The organism is Actinocorallia herbida (assembly GCF_003751225.1).
GTDB classification, from domain to species: domain Bacteria; phylum Actinomycetota; class Actinomycetes; order Streptosporangiales; family Streptosporangiaceae; genus Actinocorallia; species Actinocorallia herbida.
Genome location: NZ_RJKE01000001.1, coordinates 4,447,659 through 4,469,739, shown reverse-complemented (window position 1 = coordinate 4,469,739; position 22,081 = coordinate 4,447,659). Strand labels below are relative to the sequence as shown.

21 protein-coding genes are annotated in these 22,081 nt (G+C 72.8%); 11 read left to right on the top strand and 10 right to left on the bottom strand.

The features are described from left to right. Positions 1-154: 154 nt before the first annotated feature. From EDD29_RS20675 to EDD29_RS20655, 5 genes are all read right to left on the bottom strand, one after another. Positions 155-907, bottom strand: coding sequence for a PP2C family protein-serine/threonine phosphatase (locus EDD29_RS20675; protein ID WP_123665995.1), 753 nt, complete (start codon positions 905-907; stop codon positions 155-157). 374 nt (positions 908-1,281) lie between these two features. Next, positions 1,282-2,430 carry a Gfo/Idh/MocA family protein gene (locus EDD29_RS20670; protein ID WP_246052886.1) on the bottom strand — a complete coding sequence of 383 codons (1,149 nt, stop codon included), beginning with the start codon at positions 2,428-2,430 and terminating at the stop codon, positions 1,282-1,284. Positions 2,431-2,464: 34 nt separating this feature from the next. Further along, complete coding sequence (locus EDD29_RS20665; RefSeq protein ID WP_123665994.1) at positions 2,465-3,514, bottom strand: ABC transporter substrate-binding protein; 1,050 nt, start codon at positions 3,512-3,514, stop codon at positions 2,465-2,467. 38 nt (positions 3,515-3,552) lie between these two features. Beyond that, complete coding sequence (locus EDD29_RS20660; RefSeq protein WP_123665993.1) at positions 3,553-4,548, bottom strand: ABC transporter permease; 996 nt, start codon at positions 4,546-4,548, stop codon at positions 3,553-3,555. Beyond that, positions 4,545-6,026, bottom strand: coding sequence for a sugar ABC transporter ATP-binding protein (locus EDD29_RS20655; RefSeq protein WP_246052884.1), 1,482 nt, complete (start codon positions 6,024-6,026; stop codon positions 4,545-4,547). Before EDD29_RS20655 ends, EDD29_RS20660 begins: the two co-directional genes overlap by 4 nt. A gap of 104 nt (positions 6,027-6,130) precedes the next feature. Here EDD29_RS20655 and EDD29_RS20650 point away from each other — a divergent pair, with 104 nt between their 5' ends. Further along, positions 6,131-7,348, top strand: coding sequence for an ROK family transcriptional regulator (locus tag EDD29_RS20650; protein ID WP_246052883.1), 1,218 nt, complete (start codon positions 6,131-6,133; stop codon positions 7,346-7,348). A 107-nt stretch (positions 7,349-7,455) separates the two neighbouring features. Continuing rightward, a complete protein-coding gene (locus tag EDD29_RS20645; protein ID WP_123665990.1) occupies positions 7,456-8,463 on the top strand; it encodes a sugar phosphate isomerase/epimerase family protein in 1,008 nt (335 codons plus the stop codon). A 4-nt stretch (positions 8,464-8,467) separates the two neighbouring features. On the opposite strand, the gene EDD29_RS45535 is transcribed toward EDD29_RS20645, so the two are convergent. After that, positions 8,468-8,641 carry a hypothetical protein gene (locus tag EDD29_RS45535; protein ID WP_170201483.1) on the bottom strand — a complete coding sequence of 58 codons (174 nt, stop codon included), beginning with the start codon at positions 8,639-8,641 and terminating at the stop codon, positions 8,468-8,470. Positions 8,642-8,957: 316 nt separating this feature from the next. Between EDD29_RS45535 and EDD29_RS20640 the strand changes: the two genes are divergently transcribed. Further along, complete coding sequence (locus EDD29_RS20640; protein ID WP_123665989.1) at positions 8,958-9,629, top strand: hemerythrin domain-containing protein; 672 nt, start codon at positions 8,958-8,960, stop codon at positions 9,627-9,629. On the opposite strand, the gene EDD29_RS20635 is transcribed toward EDD29_RS20640, so the two are convergent. Further along, positions 9,604-11,928 (bottom strand): ATP-binding protein, encoded by a 2,325-nt coding sequence (locus tag EDD29_RS20635; protein WP_123665988.1) that lies wholly within the window; start codon positions 11,926-11,928, stop codon positions 9,604-9,606. The two genes, EDD29_RS20640 and EDD29_RS20635, sit on opposite strands and share 26 nt — an antisense overlap. 111 nt (positions 11,929-12,039) lie before the next feature. On the opposite strand from EDD29_RS20635, the gene EDD29_RS20630 reads away from it, so the two are divergent. Beyond that, positions 12,040-12,456, top strand: a complete 417-nt coding sequence (locus EDD29_RS20630) for a hypothetical protein (RefSeq protein ID WP_123665987.1) — start codon at positions 12,040-12,042, stop codon at positions 12,454-12,456. A 35-nt stretch (positions 12,457-12,491) separates the two neighbouring features. Here EDD29_RS20630 and EDD29_RS20625 read toward each other — a convergent pair whose 3' ends face one another. Next, a complete protein-coding gene (locus EDD29_RS20625) occupies positions 12,492-13,121 on the bottom strand; it encodes a TetR family transcriptional regulator (protein ID WP_123665986.1) in 630 nt (209 codons plus the stop codon). Between the two features lie 308 nt (positions 13,122-13,429). Between EDD29_RS20625 and EDD29_RS20620 the strand changes: the two genes are divergently transcribed. From EDD29_RS20620 to EDD29_RS20595, 6 genes are all read left to right on the top strand, one after another. Continuing rightward, positions 13,430-14,506, top strand: coding sequence for a hypothetical protein (locus EDD29_RS20620; protein WP_123665985.1), 1,077 nt, complete (start codon positions 13,430-13,432; stop codon positions 14,504-14,506). Positions 14,507-14,545: 39 nt separating this feature from the next. Next, positions 14,546-15,070 carry a hypothetical protein gene (locus EDD29_RS20615; protein ID WP_123665984.1) on the top strand — a complete coding sequence of 175 codons (525 nt, stop codon included), beginning with the start codon at positions 14,546-14,548 and terminating at the stop codon, positions 15,068-15,070. A gap of 151 nt (positions 15,071-15,221) precedes the next feature. Next, the gene (locus EDD29_RS20610) at positions 15,222-17,000 is read left to right on the top strand and encodes an N-acyl-D-amino-acid deacylase family protein (RefSeq protein ID WP_123665983.1); all 1,779 of its coding nucleotides are present in this window, start codon (positions 15,222-15,224) and stop codon (positions 16,998-17,000) included. Next, positions 17,001-17,621: a TetR/AcrR family transcriptional regulator gene (locus EDD29_RS20605; protein ID WP_123665982.1), complete on the top strand. Its 621-nt coding sequence runs from the start codon at positions 17,001-17,003 to the stop codon at positions 17,619-17,621. 135 nt (positions 17,622-17,756) lie between these two features. Beyond that, positions 17,757-18,902: a magnesium and cobalt transport protein CorA gene (locus EDD29_RS20600; protein ID WP_123665981.1), complete on the top strand. Its 1,146-nt coding sequence runs from the start codon at positions 17,757-17,759 to the stop codon at positions 18,900-18,902. A gap of 67 nt (positions 18,903-18,969) precedes the next feature. Next, positions 18,970-19,422 carry a hypothetical protein gene (locus EDD29_RS20595; RefSeq protein WP_123665980.1) on the top strand — a complete coding sequence of 151 codons (453 nt, stop codon included), beginning with the start codon at positions 18,970-18,972 and terminating at the stop codon, positions 19,420-19,422. Positions 19,423-19,462: 40 nt separating this feature from the next. On the opposite strand, the gene EDD29_RS20590 is transcribed toward EDD29_RS20595, so the two are convergent. Further along, on the bottom strand, positions 19,463-20,029 hold the full coding sequence (locus tag EDD29_RS20590) for a TetR/AcrR family transcriptional regulator (RefSeq protein ID WP_123670592.1): 567 nt from the start codon (positions 20,027-20,029) through the stop codon (positions 19,463-19,465). A gap of 119 nt (positions 20,030-20,148) precedes the next feature. On the opposite strand from EDD29_RS20590, the gene EDD29_RS20585 reads away from it, so the two are divergent. Beyond that, the gene (locus EDD29_RS20585; protein ID WP_211359812.1) at positions 20,149-21,552 is read left to right on the top strand and encodes an MFS transporter; all 1,404 of its coding nucleotides are present in this window, start codon (positions 20,149-20,151) and stop codon (positions 21,550-21,552) included. A gap of 188 nt (positions 21,553-21,740) precedes the next feature. On the opposite strand, the gene EDD29_RS20580 is transcribed toward EDD29_RS20585, so the two are convergent. Then, positions 21,741-22,073 carry a hypothetical protein gene (locus EDD29_RS20580; protein ID WP_123665978.1) on the bottom strand — a complete coding sequence of 111 codons (333 nt, stop codon included), beginning with the start codon at positions 22,071-22,073 and terminating at the stop codon, positions 21,741-21,743. Positions 22,074-22,081 lie beyond the last annotated feature (8 nt).

The window sequence follows — 22,081 nt, the reverse complement described above, 5'->3', positions numbered from 1 at the left end:
CCGATACGGCACGCCGGAGCACGGCGTTCCCCAGCGCTCTGGGACGCCCGGACCCCCGCCCGGGAACGCCCCGACAATGGAGACGGCGAAACCCGTCGCTTCGTTCGATCGTCTTGCGCCGAGCCCCCGAAGCGGCGCCGCCGCGCCGCCGCGCTCAGGAAAGGAAGGGGCTCCGGAAGGGCAGGGCACGGCCGAGCGGACGGGCGGGGGAGGTGCGCTGGGCGAGGAGGACGCACGCGTCGTCCCGCCGGTCGGTGAAGTCGAGGGCGGCGAGCGCGGCCTCCGGAGCGCGGGGCGCGGCGGCCAGACGGGCGCGGAGGGCCGCGATGCCCTGCTCGATGCCGTGGGGGCGCTCGACCATGCCGTCGGTGTAGAGGCAGAGGGTCGCGCCGGGCGGGAGGCGGAGAGCCCGCTGGTCGTAGCGCTGGTCGGGGAAGGCGCCCAGGAGGAGGCCGTCGGGCGCGGGCAGGGGACGGGCGCCCGAGGCGTCGGTGAGCAGGATCGGGGGATGCCCGGCCCTGGCCCACGTCACGGTGCCGGTCGACGGACGGAAGCGGGCGACGACCGCGGTCGCGGTGACGTCGGGGTGCCGGGCGCACACCGCGTCGTTGAGGAGGCGGAGGACGGTCGCGGGCGGGTGCCCCGCGGCGGCGAACCCGGCGAGGGCGTGCCGCAGCGCGAGCATGGCGGCGGTCGCGGGCAGACCGTGGCCGACGACGTCGCCCACCGACAGGACCACGTCGCCGCCTTCGAGCGGCTGCACGAGGCACCAGTCCCCGCTGAGGTCGAGTCCGGGCGAGAGACCCTGGTTGCACGCGGCCAGGCGCAGCCCCTCGACCCGTGGGAGCAGCCGGGCCCGGACGGCCAGGCGACGCGGTGGCGGTGCGGTCGTCATGGCTGGTGTCATGCCATGACGCTAGGAGATCGGGCAGCGCGGTACATCGGTCAACTGACTGCTCCCGTGACGTACCGGAACGTCCGGTGGTCCGGGCGGGATCCGGGGTGGCACTCCCCGCGCGGCGTCTCGACGCGACGGCCGCACGGGGACCCGGGTCCCGCCCGTACTCACTGGACCCGGTGTCGGGCTCTTGAGAGCCCGGCTTCGCCGGGGAGCCCGTCACCGGGCTGTGTTCAGGGGCCCGGTGGACGGGCTCTTGAGAGCCCGGCTTCGCCGGGGAGCCCGTCACCGGGCTGTGTTCAGGGGCCCGGTGGACGGGCTCTTGGGGAGCCCCGCTTCGCCGGGGAGCCCGTCACCGGGCCGGACGGCGGGGTCGGGTGGGGTCAGGTGGGGATCGGTGTCCAGACGCTGGAGGCCGCCGCGCTCGCTTCGACGGCGGCCAGGACGCGCTGGACCTGGAGCCCGTCGGCGAAGGACGGGCTGGGCGGTTTCCCGGCGGCGACGCAGTCCAGGAAGTCGCGGATCTCGTGGGTGAACGTGTGCTCGTAGCCGAGTCCGTGCCCTGGCGGCCACCAGGCCGCGGCGTACGGGTGGCCCGGCTCCGTCGCGAGGATGCGCCGGAACCCGGCTTCCTCCGGCGGAAGGGTGTGGTCGTGGAACTCGAGTTCGTTGAGCCTTTCGAAGTCGAAGGCGAGGCTGCCGAGGGATCCGTTGATCTCCAGGCGCAGCGCGTTCTTCCGGCCCGCGGCGAACCGGGTCGCCTCGAACGTCGCCAGCGCCCCTCCGGACATCCGGGCGAGGAACACCGCGGCGTCGTCGACCGTGACGGGCCCGCTGCCCGGACCGTCGGCGAGCGGGCGTTCCTTGACGAAGGTCTCGGTGAGCGCCGAGACCCCCGTGACCGCCTCTCCCGTGACGAACTGGGCCAGGTCGATGATGTGCGCGCCGATGTCGCCGAGCGCCCCCGACCCGGCCCGCGCCCGGTCCAGCCGCCAGACCAGCGGATGGGCGGGATCGACGATCCAGTCCTGAAGGTACGTCGCGCGCACGTGCCGGATCGAGCCCAGCCGTCCCGAGGCGACGAGCCGCCGCGCGTACGCGACGGCCGGGACCCGCCGGTAGTTGAACCCGACCATGCTGAGCACCCCGTGCGCCTCGGCCTGCTGCGCCGCCTCGGCCATCTCCTCGGCCTCGGCGACGGTGTTGGCCAGCGGCTTCTCGCACAGCACGTGCTTGCCCGCCGCGAGCGCCGCGAGGGCGATCTCGGCGTGCGCGTCGCCGGGCGCGCAGATGTCCACGATGTGCACGTCGTCGCGTGCGACGAGGTCGCGCCAGTCGGTCACCGCGTGCGCCCAGCCGAGGTCGGCCGCGGCGCGCTCGACGCGCCGCGACCGCCCCGCGAGGACCGTCATCGAAGCCCGCACCGGCAGGTCGAAGAACGCCCCGACGCTGCGCCACGCCTGCGCGTGGACGCGGCCCATGAAGGCGTACCCGACCATGCCGACCCCGAGCGTGGGCCTGTCGTCGGTCACGTGTGGTCCCTTTCTTCTCCGGATGCGAACCGGCTCAGGATTCGAAGCCGAGCGGCAGGTAGGTGTCCACGTTGTCCTTGGTGATGGTCTCCGAGGCCAGCGTGATCGACTGCGGCACCTGGTGCTCGACGAGGTCGCTCATGCCCTTGCCCTGCGCGATGAGCCTGGCGAGCTTCACGGCCGACGACGCCATCGTCGGGCTGTAGGTGACGGTCGCCTCCAGCACGCTGGAGCCCGACTGGATCTCCCGCATCGCGTTGGCCGACCCGGCGCCGCCCACGAGGAAGAACTCGGTGCGGCCCGCCTCCTTGATGGCCGCGAGGACGCCGACGCCCTGATCGTCATCGTGGTTCCAGATCGCGTCGATCTTCTTGTGCGCCTGGAGCAGGTTGCCGGTGACCTCGTTGCCGGACTGCACGGTGAACTGCGCGGCCTGCTGGGCGGTGACGGTGAACCCGTAGGTCTTGAGCGCGTCGGCGAAGCCCTTCGACCGGTCCTGGGTGAGCGGGAGCGTCGCGATGCCCTGGATCTCCAGGATGACGGGCTTCGCGACGCCCTTCTCCTTGAGCTTCGCGCCGACGTAGTGCCCGGCCGCGACGCCCATGCCGTAGTTGTCGCCGCCGATCCACGTCCGGTAGGAGAGCTTGTCGGGGAAGATCCGGTCGAGGTTGACGACGGGGATGCCCGCGTCGCTGGCCTTGCGCGCGATCTGGTTGAGCTGCTGGCCGTCGTTCGGCAGCAGCACGAGCGCGTTCACCTTCGCCGCGATGAGCGACTCGACGGCGGCGATCTGGGTGTTGATGTCGTTGGTCGGCTCGACCGCCTTGAACTCCACGTCGGAGTACTGGCCGGCGGTGGCCTCGGCGTTCTTGGCGATGGCCGCGATCCAGCCGTGGTCGGCGGCGGGCGCGGAGAAGCCGATGACGACCTTCGCGCCCGGCTCGTCGTTGGCGCCCGTCGCGGCGGCGGCGGGGGCCGCGGGCGCGGAGGCCTCGGGGTCGTTGCCGGTGCAGGCGGTGGCGAGGGCGGCGGTGCCCACGACCGCCCCGCTGAACAGGAAGCCGCGGCGTCCTAGCTTGGACATGGTTCTCCTTGCTGATGGGTGGGGGGAGGGGAAGGAGGTCACGTGGTGCCGGGGAGGCTGCGGCGCTGGAGCAGCACCGCGGCGACGATGATCAGGCCCTTGGCGACGAGCTGGTCGCTGGTGTTGAGCCCGTTGAGGATGAAGAGATTCGTGATGACGGTGAAGATCAGCAGCCCGAGGATCGAGCCGATGATGGTGCCGCGGCCCCCGGTGAGCAGGGTGCCGCCGATGATGACCGCGGCGATGGCGTCGAGTTCGTAGAGGTTGCCGTGGGTAGAGGAGCCCGTCGTCGTGCGGGCCATGATGAGGAGCGCGGCGACGCCGCAGCAGAACCCGGACAGCGCGTACAGCAGCAGCGTGTGCCGCCGCACGTCGATCCCGGCGAGCCGCGCCGCCTCGGGGTTGCCGCCGACCGCGTAGGTGCGGCGGCCGAACGTGGTGCGGTTGAGCAGCACCCAGCCCGCCGCGACGACCGCGGCGAAGACGTAGACGAGGATCGGCAGCCCGAGGAACCGCTCGATCGACAGCGCCACGATCGCGTCGTTCTCGGGCTTGACGAGCTGGGTCTTGCGGTCCGACAGCCGCTGCGCGAGCCCGCTCGCGGCGACCATCATCGCCAGCGTCGCGATGAACGGGACCATCCGCCCGTAGGCGACGAGCAGCCCGCTGACGGCCCCGGCCCCGGTTCCGACGAGGATCGCGCAGACCGCCATGACGACCGGCCCGTACGACTGGGTCGCCAGGGTCGTCGCCCACACCGAGGCGAGCGCCATCACCGCGCCGACCGACAGGTCGATGCCGCCGCCGATGATGACGAACGTCATCCCGACGGTGATGACGCCGATCGTCGAGGCGAGCGCGAGGACGCTCACGAGATTGGCCGAGGTGGCGAAGGAGTCGGGCCGGGTGAGCAGCCCGACGAGGGCGAGCAGCGCGAGCGCCGCGAGCAGGCCGAGGTGGCGGCGTCCGGCGCGGAGGCCCGTGAGGGAGACGGCGAGGGCCTTCGGGGCGGCGAGGGTGGGGGAGCCCTTCACAGCGCGCTTCCTTCCATGATCATGTCGAGGACGCGGTGTTCGTCGAGGTCGGCCGCGGGGGCGGTGCGCACCGCTCTGCCCTCGCGCAGGACGACGACGCGGTCGGCGAGGCCGAGGACCTCGGGTAGTTCACTGGAGACGAGCAGGACGCCGATCCCGTCGTCGGCGAGGGCGCGGATGACGGCGTAGAGATCGGCCCGCGCGCCGACGTCGACGCCCCGGGTGGGCTCGTCCAGCAGGAGGAGCCTGCGGCGGTCCAGGAGCCAGCGGGCGAGCACGGCCTTCTGCTGGTTGCCGCCGGAAAGGGTGCGGATCGGACGGTCCGGGTCGGCGGGGCGGAGGCCGAGCGCGTCGATCTGGGCGACGGCCTCGGCGCGCTCCCGGCGGCGGTCGAGCCAGCCGAACCTGGCATAGCGGCCGAGCCCGCTCAGCGTGATGTTCCGGGTGACGCTCTCGTCCAGAAGGAGGGCCTGTGCCTTGCGCTCCTCGGGGGCGAGCCCGATCCCGCGCGCCACCGCCGCGCCGATCCCGCGCACCGGCTTCCCGTCGAGCAGCACCTTCCCGCCGGACGGACGGGCGCCGTAGACGGCTTCCAGGATCTCCGACCTGCCCGAGCCGACGAGCCCGGCGAGGCCGACGATCTCCCCGGCCCGGACGGTGAACGACACGTCAGAGACGACGCCGGGGACCGTCAGCTCCTCGACGCGCAGGACCTCGGGCCGGCCGTCGTGCGAGCCCGGCACGGGGCGTTCGGGGAAGACCTCGGCCATGTCCCGGCCCGTCATCAGCGCGACGATCTCGCGGGTGGGCGTGCCGCGCGCGGGCAGCCCGGACGCCACGGTCCTGCCGTCCTTGAGCACGGTGACGCGGTCGCCGATCTCGCGGATCTCCTCGAGCCGGTGCGAGATGTAGACGACGGCGACGCCCTGCGCGGTCAGCTCGCCGATGATCCGGAAGAGGTTCGCGACCTCGTCGTGGGCGAGGGCGGCCGACGGTTCGTCCATGACGATGACGCGGGCGTCGTGGGAGAGCGCGCGGGCCATCGAGACGACCTGCTTGCCCGCCGGGGACAGCGACCCGACTTCGGCGGCGGGGGAGACCTCACCGTGCCCGAGCCGGGCGAGCAGCGCCGAGGCGGCGCGCCGGGCGTCGCCGGTGCGCACGAACCCGAGCCGGGACTTCTCGTGCCCGAGGAAGACGTTGTCGGCGACGCTCAGCCCGTCCACGAGGTCGAGCTCCTGGTAGAGGGTCGCGATGCCGCGCCGGAGCGCCGCGACGGGCGTCGGCAGCCTGACCTCCGCGCCGCCGAGCCGGATCGTCCCCTCGTCGGGCTGGTGGGCGCCCGCGAGGGTCTTGATGAGCGTGGACTTGCCCGCGCCGTTCTGCCCGAGCAGGCAGTGGACCTCGCCGGGAAGTACCGCAAGATCGACGCCGTCGAGGGCGCGGACCCCGGGAAACTGCTTGACGATGCCGGTCATTACGAGGATTGGACTGCTTATGTCCTCCATGTTTCGGGACGATAGAGAGAACTTATGATTCTTGTCAACGAAAGTCCGAGGCTGGCCGCGATAACATGGCGGTCATGCCACAGGATCCCCAGATCGCCGGAGCGGGGGCGCTGCTCGCGATCCTCCGGGACGGCCGGGCCCGCACCCGCGCCGAACTCGCCCAGCTCACCGGGCTCGCCCGCTCGACGGTGTCGCAGCGGCTCGACGCGCTGATGCAGGACGGCTGGGTGGTGGCGACCGAGGACGCCATCTCCTCCGGCGGCAGACCCGCCGCGGCGTTCGTGTTCAACGAGTCGGTCCGGGTCGTCCTCACCGCCGACCTCGGCGCGACCCACGCCCGGCTCGCGGTCCTCGACCTGGGCATGTCCGTGCTCGCGGAACGCGCCGTCGAACTGCACGTCGACCGGGGACCGCGCGACACCCTCGGCAGGGTCGTCGCCGAGTTCGAGACGCTGCTCGCCGGGCTCGGCCGCGAGCTCGCGCAGGTGTGCGGCGTCGGCGTCGGCCTCCCCGGACCCGTCGACCACGGCACCGGACGGCCCGCCAACCCGCCGATCATGCCCGGCTGGGACGGCTTCCCCGTCCCCGAATGGCTGGGCGAACGGCTCGGCGCGCCCGTGCTCGTCGACAACGACGTGAACATCATGGCGCTCGGCGAGCACTGGACCGTCGGGCAGGACACCGACCATCTCATCTTCATCAAGATCGGCACCGGCATCGGCTGCGGCATCATCTCCGGGCGGAGGCTGCACCGGGGCGCGCAGGGCGCGGCGGGCGACGTCGGGCACATCCGAGCCGTCCTGGCCGATGGCGGCTCGGCCGGCGACGCGGTGTGCCGGTGCGGGAACATCGGCTGCCTCGAAGCGGTCGCGAGCGGGGCGTCGATGGCGGCGGAGTTGCGCGCGCAGGGCGTGGCCGCCGACGGCAGCCGCGACGTCGTCGCGCTGCTGCGCGCAGGGGACACCCGCGCGGCCCGGCTCATCCGGCAGGCCGGCCGCGAGGTCGGCGGGGTCATGGCCGCGATCGTCAACTTCTTCAACCCGTCCGTCATCGTCATCGGCGGGGACATCGCGGACGCGGGCGAGCACGTCCTCGCCGGGGTCCGCGAGGCCATCTACAGCCGCTCGCTGCCGCTGGCCACCCAGCATCTGACGATCCGGGCCAGCCGCCTCGGGGACCGCGCGGGCGTCATCGGGGCCGCCGCGATGGTCGTCGAGCACGTGCTCGCGCCGGACATGATCGACCAGTCCGTCCAGGCGCGGGCCGTTGACCCGGCGGCGCCCGTCGGGTGACAATGCCGGTGTTCCGGACGCGGGCGGTGGCACGCCCCGCACGTTCGGACGCCCACCCGTGACGTGGTCGACGCACACGTCCCCGCAGCTTCGCGAGGAGACCCGTCATGCCGCGTCCCGTCACGCTCTTCACCGGCCAGTGGGCCGACCTGCCGTTCGAAGAGGTCTGCCGCCTCGCCTCCGGGTGGGGCTACGACGGGCTGGAGATCGCCTGCTGGGGCGACCACTTCGAAGTCGACCGGGCGCTCGCCGAACCCGGGTACGTCAAAGGCCGTCGGGAGATTCTCGAGCGGCATGGGCTGAACGTCTGGACCATCTCGAACCATCTCGTAGGACAGGCCGTCTGCGACCACCCGATAGACGAGCGGCACAAGGCGATCGTCCCCGAGCGCATCTGGGGGGACGGGGAGGCCGAGGGGGTGCGTCAGCGGGCGGCGAAGGAGATCGCGGACACCGCGCGGGCCGCCGCCCTGCTCGGCGTGGACACGGTCGTCGGGTTCACCGGATCCTCGATCTGGCACACCGTGGCGATGTTCCCGCCCGTCCCGGACGAGGTGATCGAGCGCGGCTACGCCGACTTCGCCGAGCGCTTCCACCCCATCCTCGACGTGTTCGACGCCGAGGGCGTCCGCTTCGCCCACGAGGTCCACCCCAGCGAGATCGCCTACGACTACTGGACCACGGTCAAGGCCCTCGACGCGATCGACCGCCGCCCCGCCTTCGGCCTCAACTGGGACCCGAGCCACTTCGTCTGGCAGGACCTCGACCCCGTCGGGTTCCTCCTCGACTTCGCCGACCGGATCTACCACGTCGACTGCAAGGACACCCGCCGCCGCACGGGCAACGGCCGCAACGGCCGCCTGGGCTCCCACCTCCCCTGGGGCGACCCGCGCCGCGGCTGGGACTTCGTCTCCACCGGCCACGGCGACGTCCCCTGGGAAGACGCCTTCCGCGCCCTCAACCACATCGCCTACACCGGCCCCATCTCCATCGAATGGGAGGACGCCGGCATGGACCGCCTCCAGGGCGCCCCCGACGCCCTCACCTTCATCCGCTCCCTCACCCGCATCGAACCCCCCGCCACCTCCTTCGACTCCGCCTTCTCCCGACACTGACCCCTCAGCGGAGCCCCGGCGAACCGAGCCGGGGCTCCGCGAGGTCGGGCGAGCGCAACAGCGGCGGCTGGAGCAGCCTCGCGGGCCCGCGCCGGTAGAGCGCAGCGGGCCTGCCGATCCCGGAACCGTCGCGCTCACCCGTAGCAACGACGAACCCCTCGGCCCTGTATCGGATCATCCTGACCGACCGGGTCGCTTATTTGACGCTCTACTCCGAGGTGGAGCATGGGCGGAACTCGCCCTGCTTCCGGGTTCGCCGCCCCGGCGTGCTCTACGACTTCGCGCTTCGCGCCTTCGCGATGGCCTGGGAGACCGGTCGGGCACCCGGCGCCTGAACCGTCGGCCGTCTGAGCGGAGGCGGGCGAGGTTCCGGCAGGGCGGCGCGGCGCCGCGCGCCGGTCCCCGCGGGCGGCGTGGGGTGCGGCGCAGGTGTGGGTCCAGTGGTGGGGTGCTGTGGGTTCTGGTGGCGGGGGCGGCGCGCGCACGCTTGGCCCATGAACACCACCACGAGTTCCGGCCCTGCCCTCATCGACGTCCACGACATGGTCGTGGTCCACCGCGCGTTCCGTCGCGAGTTCCGGATCCTGGCGGAGCTGCTGCGCGCCGTTCCGGCCGGCGATCTGGCCAGGGCGGCCGTCGTCGCCGAGCACGCCAGGCTCGCGCTCGCCGGGCTGAGCCTCCATCACGGCAGTGAGGACGACCTGCTGTGGCCGCTGCTCCTGGAGCGGGCCGCGCCGTCGGCCGAGCTGATCGGCCGGATGGAGGCGCAGCACGGTGAGGCCGAGTCCCTGATCACCCGGATCGAGCCCGCGCTCGCCCGGTGGGAGGCCGAGGCCCGTCCGGCGGCGGGCGAGGAGGTGGCCGTGCTAATGGGCGAACTCGCCACCACGCTTCTGGCGCACCTCGACGAGGAGGAGCGGTCGGTCCTGCCGCTGGCGGCGCGCTGCCTGACCCAGGAGGAATGGGCGTCGATCGGGCAGGCCGGGGTCGCCAAGATGACCAAGGCGGAGCTGCCGATCATGTTCGGCATGGTCATGGAGGACGCGACGCCCGAGGAGCGCAGGGCGCTGCTCGGCGGCCTGCCCCTGCCCGTGCGGCTGCTGCTGCGGACGTGGGGCGCCCGCGCCTACCGGCGGTACGTCAGCCGGGTCCGCGACGGACGCTGATCCGGGCGACCAGGTCGAGCACCTCATCGGTGCGGAGGGTTCTGCCGTGCTCCCAGGCGCGGCGGAACTCCTCCTCCGGCAGCCGCCGGCGCAGGGCGTCCAGCTGCGTCTCGGCCGCGTCGGAGTCGGGCCGGAACGCCACGGTGAGCAGCGACGCCTCGGCGGTCGCGGAGGCGGCGGCGAAGAGCGACGCGGCGACCGCGGGTTCCGCGTGGCGGACCGCCACCCCGGCGAGCGCGGACAGTGAGTAGACCAGGGTCCACGTCGTCCGGACCTCGACGGCCAGGCGCGTGGCCTCGGTGAGATGCCGGAGGGCCGCCCCGTCGTCGTCGGCGTGCAGCGCCAGCGTGGCCTGCATGTTCAGGGCCGTGGCGAGGGTGAACGCCAGCTCGGCGCCGCGCGCGGTCCGCTCCGCGGCGTCGAGCGCCGCGACGCTCGCGCCGGGCTCGCCGCGCAGCAGCAGGAGCTGTGCCTCGACGATCCGGGCGTGCGCCGCGGCCCAGGGGTCGCCGAGCGGGCCCACCAGCGCCGACAGCTCGGCGACGCGCGAGCCCGCCTCCGCGAGGTCTCCGGCGAACACCGACGCCATGCTCCAGAGGATCAGCGCGTCGGCCAGCAGGCCTTGGTCTCCGCCCGCCCGCGCGTCGGCCACCGCGGTGTCCGGCATCTCACGCACTGCGGCGATGTCCCCGGTCGCCAGCCGCAGTCCGGCCAGGGCGACGCGCGCCGCGGCCCGGCCGAGCCCGTCGAGACCGCCTTCGTCGGCGAGGGCGAGGATCTGCTCCCACCACCGGATCCCCTCGCCCGCGTGCCCGCGCAGGGCCCAGTACAGCCAGGTGTCGCCGCCGAGACGCGCCGCCGTGGCCAGGTCGCCCGCCGCGATCAGGGTGCGCAGCGCCGAGCGGAGGTTCGCGTGCGTCTCCTCCAGCCGGTCCAGCCACGCGCCCTGGTCGGCCCCGCGCAGCCCCGCCCTGGCGTCCCTGCCGAGCTCGGCGTGGTAGCGGGCGTGCCGCTCCGCCAGGGCCGCCGCCTCCACGGGGTCCGCCAGCGCGGCGGCGTAGTGGCGGACGGGTTCGAGCAGCCGATAGCGGCCCGGAGCCTGCGGGGCCACCAGGGACTGGTCGACCAGGCCGTCGAGCGCGGGGAGGACGCCCGTTCCGCCGACGACCGCCTCGACGGCGTCGAGGTCGAACCCGCCGCGGAACACCGAGAGCGCCCTCAGCAGGCTCTGCTCGGCGTCGGTGAGCAGCTGGTAGCTCCAGTCCAGCGTCGCGCCCATGGTGCGCTGCCGCGTCGGCAGGTCGCGGAGCCGCGCGGTGCCGAGTGCGGTGTCCAGCCGGGTGAGGAGCTGCGCGGGCGGGAGGTGGCGGAGATGCGACGCGGCGAGCTCCAGCGCCAGCGGAAGCCCATCGAGCCGACGGCAGATCGCCGCCACCGCCGCGGCGTTGCGGTGGTCGATCGTGAAGTCCGGCGCGACGGCCCGGGCCCGGTCGGCGAACAGCTGCGCCGCGGCCGACCAGGCGACGGCGTTCACGTCGGCCTCGCGCGGCAGCCCCAGGGGCGCCAGGGGGTACTCCTGCTCGGCGCGGATGCGCAGCGGCGCGCGGCTGGTGGCCAGGATGACGAGCCCGGGACAGCGGCCGAGCAGGTCGGCGATGCCGGGGGCGATCTCCAGCACGTGCTCGAGGTTGTCCAGCACCACCACCTGCGCGCGGTCGCCGAGGAACGCCGCGATGGCGTCGGTGGGGTCGCCGGTCGCGGCGTGCAGCCCGACCGCCCTGGCGACGGTCGGCAGCACGAGTTCGGCCGAAAGCACCGAGGCCAGCTCGGCGGCCACCGCCGCGCCGCCGCCGTCCCCGCGCAGCGCCGCGGCGACCTCCCACGCCAGCCGCGTCTTGCCCACCCCGCCCGGTCCGGTCACCGTGACGAGCCGGGCGGGCCCGGTCCGCAGCAGCGCGACGACCTCGGCGAGCTCCCTGTCGCGGCCCAGGATCGGGGTCGGCGGCACCGGGAACGCGGTGCGGCCGATGACGGGCGCGGCCCGCGGCTCCGGTGGCGCCGGTGGGGGAGATCCGCCCTGCGCGGCCTCGGCGAGGATCCGGCGGTCCTCGTCGGCCAGGCCCAGCGCGTCCGCGAGGGCCCGGACCGTCGTCGGGTAGGGACGCCGCCGCTCGCCCCGCTCCAGGGAGCCGACGGCCTTGGCGGTCAGTCCCGCGCGTTCGGCGAGTTCCTCCTGGCTGAGCGCCGCGGCCTGGCGGAAGCGGCGGAGATGCGCGGCGAACGCGCCTGCCGGCCTCATCCCGCGGCGCACCGGATGTGGCTGTGGTGTGGACCCGCTGTGGGTGTCGGGCGGGACCGCGGCGATCGACACTCAGACCACAGCGACGGACGATCCAGAACGGGAACCGACATGCGCACCACCTCCACCCTCACGGCCACCCCCACCGGCCGGACCACCTACTCACGTCAGATGTTCGCGGTCCTCGCCGCGGCCTTCACCCTCTCCGTCGTGCACACCGGGTACGCGTGGGCCGCCGACCTGGAGAGCCCGGACTTCAACGTCCGGACGCCGCTCGCCTGGATCTTCTACGCGGTGTGCTTCGGGATGACCGCCCTGTCCCGCAACGACAAGCGCTGGGCCCAGTGGACGGTGCAGGTCTTCCTCGTCGTGGTGCTCGTCATCGGCGTCTTCGTCTACCCGCAGATGTTCGAGCTGCGCCAGCAGACCGTCTTCGGCTGGTTCGAGAACGACGTCTACGTCGGCCTGCTCATCGTCGCGACCTACCTCAGCGTACTGCGGCTGCGCCGCGTCGACCTGGTGAGCTGAACCGCCCCAACCGTACAGGACGGGAGATCCGCGGCCTAGCGGGGAAAGGCCGCGGACGGGGGCAGCGGCGCGTACTCCGGGAGGGGATCGCCCTCCAGCGCGCGGATGAAGTCCTCGACCATGGCGAGGGTCTCGGTGTGGCCGGTGACGAATCCGAGCGCCTCCTCCATGAGGACGACCCGGGAGACCGCGGTCAGCAGCACGATCATGACGCTCGGGGGATACCTGTCGCTCGGCAGGTCGTAACGGGCGAGCACGTCGGAGAGCGCGGCGGTCTGGGCGGTGCGGAACTTCTCGGAGTACGCGGCGATCTCGGCGCGGACCGCCTCGCGCCGGCTGGCGAGGCCGACGAAGGCCATGGTGATCGCGACCGCGTACGGGTCGGTGCTGAACCGCCACAGCGCCCACAGCGGCTGGGGAGAGGCGAGGGCGGCGGCCTGCGCGGCGAGGCCGTCGTCGGCGCGGCGCCGGAAGACCGCGAGGACGAGCTCGTCCATCGTGCGGAAGTAGTAATGCACGAGCTGGGGCTTGAGGTTCGCTCTCGCCGCGACCCTGCGCGAGCTGATCGCGGTGTGCCCTTCCTCGAGCAGCAACTGCTCGGCCGCGTCGAGGAGAAGTCTCCGGTTCTTCGCCTCGGGCGCACCGATCCGGCGCGGCGATGCCATGGCGTGACCTCCCGTACGTCGACCCGGATGATCTTCCGAGCGCTGCGCGAACATCGTAATGGCACTTCACCTGCTCCTCAGCCCGCGATCATCCCATCATGCTGGGCATCCGCTCAGCAATGCTAGGCGGATGCCCAGCATCGGCCGCGCCTACGAGGAGTGAGAATGCCCGGCTCGCGCACCCGCGGAAAGATCACCGTTTCCCGGCGCGGGAGCCCCGTGGACATCTAAAGTCGCAAATCCCCCATTGAGCGCCATTGGCGGGCGCGCCACCCGCGCGTCTCCGTTCCACCCCCTGGAGCACGTCCGTGAAGCGAACCCTCTGCCTGCTGCTGCCGGCCGTTCTGACGGCGCCCTTCGCCGCCACGCCCGCGGTGGCCGCACCCGAGTTCTGGAAGACCCACCTCGAGAGCCCGGACTACGACTTGGACCGGGTCGAGTCCTTCGGGAAGGCCGACACCTGGTTCTACGGGGAGGCCGTCGTCGTCGGCGAACAGGCACCCGTCTGGCACTGGAACGGCAAGCGCCTCGTGAAGACGAAGCTGCCCGCCGCGTTCGAAGGGTCGCTCGCCGACGTCGATTTCGCCGCCCGCACCAATGGCTGGGCCGTCGGGTTCGACCGGGAGCCGAGCGGTCGGGCGAAGGTCGTCGTTCTGCGCTGGAACGGGAAGAAATGGCGGATCGTTCGGAAGGGGAACACCGGCACCCGTTCGTCGGGCGGTCCCGCGATCAAGGTGCTGGGCGGCGGGGCCGTCGTCGTCACCGGCCTGTCGCGAGGAAAGACGCTGCTCCAGTGGCGGTTCAACGGCAAGACGTGGAAAGAGGTCGAGACGAAGGCGGATCTCACCGCTTTCTCCGGGAGGTACGCCGTCGGCGTCTTCGGGAACGGGCCGGGTCTGGCCCGCTGGACCGGGAAGTCCTGGAAGCGCGTCAAGGTGGGTGCGCTCCCCGCCGTCGGCGCGAAGGACTTCCTGGAGATGGAACACGTGGAGGCCGCCTCCGCGAAGGACGTCTGGGTCACGGCGGACGTGTACAAGGCCGACGAAACCGGTGGCACCTACGTTGTGCACTGGAACGGCGAGCGGTGGAAGCGCATCCGGGTGCCGATTCCCGTCACGGGGGTCGTCCACGACATCGCCTCAGACGGCCGCGGCGGGCTGTGGGTCGCCGCCGAGCCCGCCAACCGGGACATCGACACCGTGGGCACCACGACCCGGCTCCTGCACCGGCTCCCGTCGGGCAAGTGGAAGCAGATGCCGACCGACGTCCTCGCCTTCGGCCTCGCCCGGGTCCCCGGGTCCACGGCACTCTGGGCCGTGGGCGAACGGCTGCCCTCAGGTCCGCTGAACGTCCACGGAATTTTCACCCGCGGCGGAGCCGAGTAGCCCGCGCCGGCGATCGGAGCAGGGCACTAAGGTCGGGGCATGCCTGACGCCGACGCCCTGCTCCGCCGTATCGAGGCCACCCCGGAACTCGCCGAACTCCTCGCCTGGCCCGCGGACTTCGACCTCGCCCGGCGCGATCCCGTCGAGGAACTGCGGCTGCCGTCGGGCCTCGCGCTCACCCCGGTCGCGGGCGACGGGGCCGGCGGCACGTTCTTCCTGTGCGGGCCGGACGGCGCCATACGGCCCGTGCTCTACGCCGATTCCGAGGGGCAGGCCGCGCTGATCGCCGCGGACCTGCCGGAAGCCGTCGCCCTGGTCGCCGCGCACCCGTACTGGCGCGACCTCCTGCACGGGCACCCGGCGGCCGAGCTCGAAGCGGAGTTCGCCGACGACGACCCGGACTTCCCCGAGACCCGTGCCCGGCTCCTCGCCCTCCTCGAAGTCGACCCTCCCTCGGCGGAGGACGCCCTCGCCCGGCTGCGCGCCGCCGTCGCGCGGACCGTTCCTGACTTCGTGCCCTTCGCGACCCACCCCGAGGGCAAGACGTCCTACGAACTCCTGTGACGCTGTATTCACTGGGCCCGGTACGCGGGCGCTTTGAGAACCCGGCTTCGCCGGGGCGCCCGCGTACCGGGCTGTATTCACTGGGCCCGGTACGGACGGGAACCGCGCGCGGCCATTGACATGTAGCGACCGATCGGTTTCTCTCTTGGGCATGGCTCATGACGTGGTGATCAGAGGCGCACGGTGGTTCGACGGGACGGGCGGGCCGTCGGCCGTCCGGGACCTCGGGATCAAGGACGGGCGGGTGGCCGCGGTGTCGGCCGAGCCGCTCGACGGCGACGGCGCGCGGGTCATCGAGGCCGCGGGCAAGTGGGTGATGCCGGGCTTCATCGACATCCACACGCACTACGACGCGGAAGTGCTGTTCGGCCCTGGGCTGGGGGAGTCCCTGCGGCACGGGGTGACGACGGTGGTGTTCGGGTCCTGCTCCCTGTCGACGGTCCACGTTGGGCCGCTCGACGCCGCCGACCTGTTCAGCCGGGTCGAGGCGGTGCCGCGCGAGCACGTCATGCGGTCGCTGGAGGAGCGCGGCGGGTGGACCGACGCCGCCGGATACCTCGCGGCCCTTGAGGAACTGCCTCTCGGCCCGAACGTGACGGCGTTCCTCGGCCACTCCGATCTGCGCGCCGCCGTCATGGGCCTCGGCCGGGCGACGGACAAGGCGGTCCAGCCGACCGCCGAAGAGCTGCGCAAGATGGAGCTCCTCCTGGTGGACGCCCTCAAGGCCGGCATGCTCGGTCTCTCGGAGATGCGCAATCCGTGGGACAAGCTCGACGGCGAGCGCTACCGCTCCCGCACCCTTCCCTCCACGTTCGCGAACCGGAAGGAGCGCCGCAGACTGCACCGGATCGTGCGGAGCGCGGGCCGGGTGCTCCAGTCGATCCCGAACCTCGTCTACCCGTACGAACTGGTGCCCGCGCTCGTCGAATCCATCGGCCGGGGCCGCAAGAAGCCCCTGAAGACGAGCTTCCTGACCGCCGCCGACGTCAAGGCCAACCCCGCGGCGATGCACCTCATGGGCCCGCTGGCCCGGCTCGTCAACCGGCTCGGCGCGGACTTCCGGTGGCAGCACCTGCCCGTCCCGTTCCAGGTGCACGCCGACGGCATCGACCTCGTCGTCTTCGAGGAGTTCGGCTCCGGCGCGGCCGCCCTGCACCTGAAGGACGAGGTCGAGCGCAACGCCCTCCTCAAGGACGAGGACTACCGCCGCCGCTTCCGCCGCGACTACGAGAACAGGTGGACGCCGCGCGTCTGGCACCGCGATCTCTACGACGCCCACATCGTCGCCTGCCCCGACGCGTCCGTCGTCGGCAGGACCTTCGGCCAGGTCGGCGACGAGCGGGGCCTCCACCCCGTCGACGCGTTCCTCGACCTCGTCGTCGAGCACGGCCCCGAGGTCCGCTGGCACACCACGATCTCCAACCACCGCCCCGCCGCGCTGAACAAGCTGAGCAGCCTGCCGGAGGTCCAGATGGGCTTCTCCGACGCGGGCGCGCACCTCAGGAACATGGCCTTCTACAACTTCGGGCTCCGGCTGCTCCGCCGGGCCCACCACGAGGGCTTCATGACGATCGAGCGCGCCGTGCACCGGCTCACCGGCGAACTCGGCGCCTGGTACGGCATCGACGCGGGCTTCCTGCGCGAGGGCGACCGGGCCGACCTCGTCATCGTCGACCCGGCGGGACTGGACGCGAGCCTGGACGAGGTCCACGAGGCCCCGGCCGACGCCTACGACGGCCTCGTCCGCATGGTCAACCGGAACGACGCGGCGGTCGCCGCGGTCCTCGTCGCGGGCACCGAACTGTACGGAGACGGCGCGTTCGGCCCCGACTTCGGCGTCCGCCGGACGGGCCGGTTCCTGCGCGCGGGCGAGACCGTCGGCACCGTCGATCCCCGCACCCTGCCCGGCCCGGCGGCTACGCTCGGCTGAATGCAGACCGACGCGCCCCGCCGCCGCACCCAGCGCGAACGCAAGGAGGCGACCGTGGCCCGTCTCGTCGACGCCGCCATCGCGGCCCTCGCCGAGACGGGCTACGCGGGCACCTCCCTGGGCGAGATCTGCGCCCGCTCCGGCGTCTCGCGCGGCGGCCTGTTCCGCCACTTCGACTCGCGCCTCGCCCTCCTGCTCGCGGCGGCCGAGGAGGTCGCCCGCCGCCACCTCGCCGTGGTCGGCGAACGGATCGCCGCGGACCCGCCGGCCGACGCCCGCGCCGCCCTGGCGCTGATGCGCGAACGGCACAGGGCCGCGGAGAACGTCGTCTGGTTCGAGCTGATGGTCGCCGCCCGCACCGACCCCGCCCTCCACGCGGGCCTCGCCCCGATCGCCGAGCGCTTCCACGCCGACATCGCCGCGGCCGCCCGCTCGATCCCCGCCCTCGCCGCACTTCCCGACGCGGTCCTCACCCTCCTCGTCACCGCGGCCCGCAACCACTTCGACGGCGAAGCCATCTCCCGCACCCTCACCCCCGACCCCGTCGCCGAAGACGCCGCGCTGGCCTTCCTCGCCGACTACGCCGCCCACGTCCTCACCCGGCTCCCGGAGCGCTGCTGATCCCGGCCGCGGGTCCGGGCCCGCCAGGAACCCGGGTGGGGCGATCCGCATAGACTGGGGCCGCCGGGACGGCGGAGTCCGGGGGACGCCGGAGTCCTCGTCGGCGCTCGGGCGCGGGGAGGACGAGGGGGTTCGATGGCGGATCAGCACCGGATGCGCGGGCTGCTGCGCAAACGCCAGGAGACCCCGGGAGGCAAGGCCGAGCGGGCGCCTGAGCGGGACATGGACCCGGAGGCAGGGGAGGACCACCCGCCGGTCGAGAACAGCCTCGTCGACACCGCCCTCTACGTCGGCGGAAGGCGGATCGACTCGCCGCCGACGCTCGCCGACACGTTCAAGCGCCTCCAGGAGCGGCCGGGGAGCATCGCCTGGATAGGGCTGTACCGGCCCGCCGAGTCCCAGCTGCTCACCCTCGCCGAGCGGTTCGGCCTGCACGAGCTCGCCGTCGAGGACGCGATCGTCGCGCACCAGCGGCCCAAGCTGGAACGGTACGGCGACACCCTGTTCGCGGTGCTGCGCGCGGCCCGCTACGACGACGCCGACGAGGAGGTCGACTTCGGCGAGCTGCACGTGTTCGTCGGGCCGAACTTCGTGGTGACGGTCCGGCACAGCGAGGCGCCCGACCTCGCCATCGTGCGCCGCCGCATGGAGGACGACCCCGACCTGCTCAGGCTGGGCCCGGAGGCCATCCTCTACGCCGTCATGGACGCCGTGGTCGACGGGTACGCGCCCGTCGTCGCCGGCCTCCAGAACGACATCGACGAGATCGAGACCGAGGTGTTCCGCCTCGAACCGGGCGTCTCCCGCCGTATCTACGAGCTGTCGCGCGAGGTCGTCGAGTTCCAGCGCGCCACCCGTCCCCTCCTGCGCATGCTGGAGGCCCTGTCGGCGGGATTCGCCAAGTACCACACCGACGAGGAGCTCCAGCGCTACCTGCGGGACGTCGCCGACCACGCCACGATCGTCGCCGAACGCGTCGACACCTTCCGCCAGGCGCTCACCGACATCCTCACCGTCAACGCGACGCTGGTCACCCAGGCCCAGAACGAGGAGATGCGCAACCTCGCCCTGGCCAACACCGCCCAGAACGAGGAGATCAAGAAGATCTCCTCGTGGGCCGCGATCCTCTTCGCCCCGACGCTCATCGGCACCGTCTACGGCATGAACTTCGACCACATGCCGGAACTCCACTGGCGCGTCGGGTACCCCTTCGCCCTCTCCCTCATGGCCGCCACCTGCGTCACCCTCTATATCCTGTTCAAACGCCGCGACTGGCTCTAACCGCCCCGCGCCGCCGCTGTGGCATGATGCCGAACTCGTGGCCGCTCTTTGAGGGGGTTCGCCGGGTATGGCGGTGGTGCTGGTCTTCGTCCTGCTGTTCCAGCTCATCTGGGGCCACACCCAGCGCGTCCGGTTCCGGACCGCGCTGTGGCGCCCGCTGCTGCCGGTCGCGCGTGACAGCACCCTTCGCGCCGCGCTCCTCGCCCTCGCTCTGCAGGCAGAATCCGGGCTCGCCTACCTGGCTGTCGCGGTCCTCGGCGCCCTGGCCGCCGACGCGCTGGGCGCCCCCTGGCTCGCGCTGGCCGTGGTGGCCCTCGCCGGCCTCCTCTACTGGCCCGTCATCACCATGGCGGTCCCCGACAAGTCCACCTACTACGCGGAGGTCCGCGCCGCCCTCGCCGCCGCGGGCGCCACTCCCGCCCAGCAGCGTGCCGCCGCCTGGACCGGCGGCGCCGCCGCCCTCTTCTGGGGCCTCCCCCTCGCCCTGACCACCCCCGCCGTCCTCGCCCTCGCCCCCTGACCTTCCGCGCCGAGGGCCTACCGGGTGGCGGACGGGCCGGTCAGCGGGGGCGGAGGCCGTCGACGGCGAAGCCGAGGACGCGGTCGCGCTGGTCGTCGTCCTCGTAGACGACGCCGGCGATGCCCGCGACCAGGCGGATCACGTCCTGGATGTCGGCGTCGGACCGGGCGGTGCCGGCCTCCTGGGCGCGGCTGAGGATCGGCTCGCCCGATTCGAGGATGACGGTGCGGCAGTTCTGGATGACCTCGGAGTCGCGGTTGAGCGCGTCGAGCAGCACGTGCTTGGTGCCCACGTACTCCACGAAGCTGCCGAGCCAGGCGACCAGGGCGTCCCACGGCTCGGCGTTGAGGAGCCGTTCGGACGCCTCGGCCAGCCGCGCCACCTCGCTCACGTAGACGGCCTCGATGAGGTCGTCCCGGGTGGGGAAGTTGCGGTAGAGCGTACCGATTCCGACTTCGGCCCGGCGGGCGATGCCCTCCAGGGAGGCCTCGGTGCCCTGCTCGGCGAAGGCGTCGCGGGCGGCGGCGAGCAGGGCCTCGTAGTTGCGCCGGGCGTCGGTGCGGCGTGGTCTGCGGGCCGTGATCTTCTCGAAGGCGCTCGTGCTCATGACGGACATTCTCCCCTAGGGGAACAAAGTGGAGGGGTCCTCCGCTATAGTGCAAAACGGAGGTACCCTCCGATCGGAGGATGCCTCCACTCTACCCTTCACGTGACGAAACGAGCATGATGAACTCCGCACGTACCTTCACCGCACTCGCGGTGACGGCGCTCACGTTCGCTACCCTGCAAAGCCTCCTCGTGCCCGTGCTCCCGGTCATCCAGCAGGACCTGCACACCGACGCCGCGGGCGCCACCTGGACCCTCACCGCCTGGCTGATCACCGCCGCCGTCGCGACGCCCCTGCTGGGCCGGATCGGCGACCTCGCCGGAAAACGCCGGATCTTCCTCGTCACCGTGGCCGCCGTCGGCGTCGGCAGCGTCGTCGCCGCACTGGCGCCGACCCTCGGCGTCCTCCTCGCCGCCCGTGTCCTGCAGGGACTCGGCGGCGCCATGTTCCCGCTGGCCTTCGGCATCCTGCGCGACACCTTCCCCGCCGCCAGGCTCCCCGCGGGCATCGGCGCGTTCTCCGCGCTCACCGCGGTCGGCGCCGGACTCGGCACCGTCCTGGCCGGACCCCTCGCGGCGGCGCTGGGCTGGCGCGGACTCTTCCTCATCCCGCTCGTCGGGATGCTGGTCGGCGCCGTGCTCACACTGCGCTGGGTGCCCGACTCCACCACGCGCGCCGGTGGACGCGTCAACGTCCCGGCGGCCGTCCTGCTCGCGGGCTGGCTCGTCGCGCTGCTGCTGCCGCTGAGCTCCGGCGCGCAGTGGGGCTGGGGCTCCCCGGCCGTCATCGGCCTGTTCGTCCTCGCCGCCGTCCTGGTCGCCGCCTGGGCACTGGTCGAACTGCGCTCGCGCACCCCGCTCGTCGACCTGCGGACGCTCGCGGCCCCGGCCCTGTGGTCGACGAACCTCGCCGCGGTCTTCTTCGGCGCCGCCATGTTCGGCGTCTTCGCCTACTTCCCGCGCTTCGCCCAGACCCCGGCCTCCAGCGGCTACGGGCTCGGCCTGACGGTCGGCGAATCCGGCCTGCTCATGCTCCCCATGCTCATCACCATGGCGGCGATGGGATTCCTCGCCGGCCCGCTCACCCGGTTCGTCGAACCCCGCAGGCAGTTGATCGCCGCCGCTCTGCTCCTCGCCCTCCCGACCGCCTCGCTCGCCCTGTTCCACCACAACGCCTGGCAACTGGGCACCGCGGCGGCCTTCTTCGGCATCGGCCTGGGCGCCGGCTTCGCCGCGATGACCACGGTCGTCGTCCAGAACGTCCCGCCCACCGAGACCGGCGTCGCCAGCGGCGTCAACGCCAACCTCCGCACCATCGGCAGCGCGCTCGGCACCGTCCTCCTCACCGCCATCGTCACCGGTACCGCCGGGCCGACCGGCATCCCCACCGAATCCGGCTACGAGTACGGCTTCCTCACCCTCGCCGCCCTCGCCGTGGTCTCCGCCCTCATCGTCATCACCGCCCGCCCCCACCGCCGGCCCGCGCCCGCCCCCGTCGAAGCCCTGACCCCAGAACCCGTCTGATCCCGGCACTCCGACGCCGACACCGCGGCGGCCTCCCCAGGCCGCCGCGGTCGTCGTGCGTCTCCTGGCAGGCCACGGGCCTACGCGACGCCGCCGGTGCGCTCGGTCCGAGTACGTTGAGCAGGGCCGGCGTCTCGGCGGCCTCCATGAGCGCGGCCGCGAGGTCGTTCGGGGCGGATGCGGGCGAGTCAGTCCAGGTCGCGGCGGGAGCCTGTGGCGCGGGCTTGGCGGGCGTCGGCCCAGGCTTCTTCGAATTCGGTCTCGGACAGGGGTTCGGGGTCCGTGTAGTCCCAGTCCGGTGATGCCGCGCTCCAGGAGAGGGGGACGCCGTAGGTCTCGCCGTACTCGTTGATCGTGTCGTTCCGGAAGGCGGCTTCCACCTCGTCGAGGGAGCACGCGATGACCGCGAGGCGCTCGGGTCCTTCGAGCATGACCACGCGACGGAAGTAGCCGTCGTGGTCGATCTCGAAGAAGAACGACAGGTCTTCGTCGTCCTGCCGCGCGTGAACCCACCGTCTCATGGGCCCAT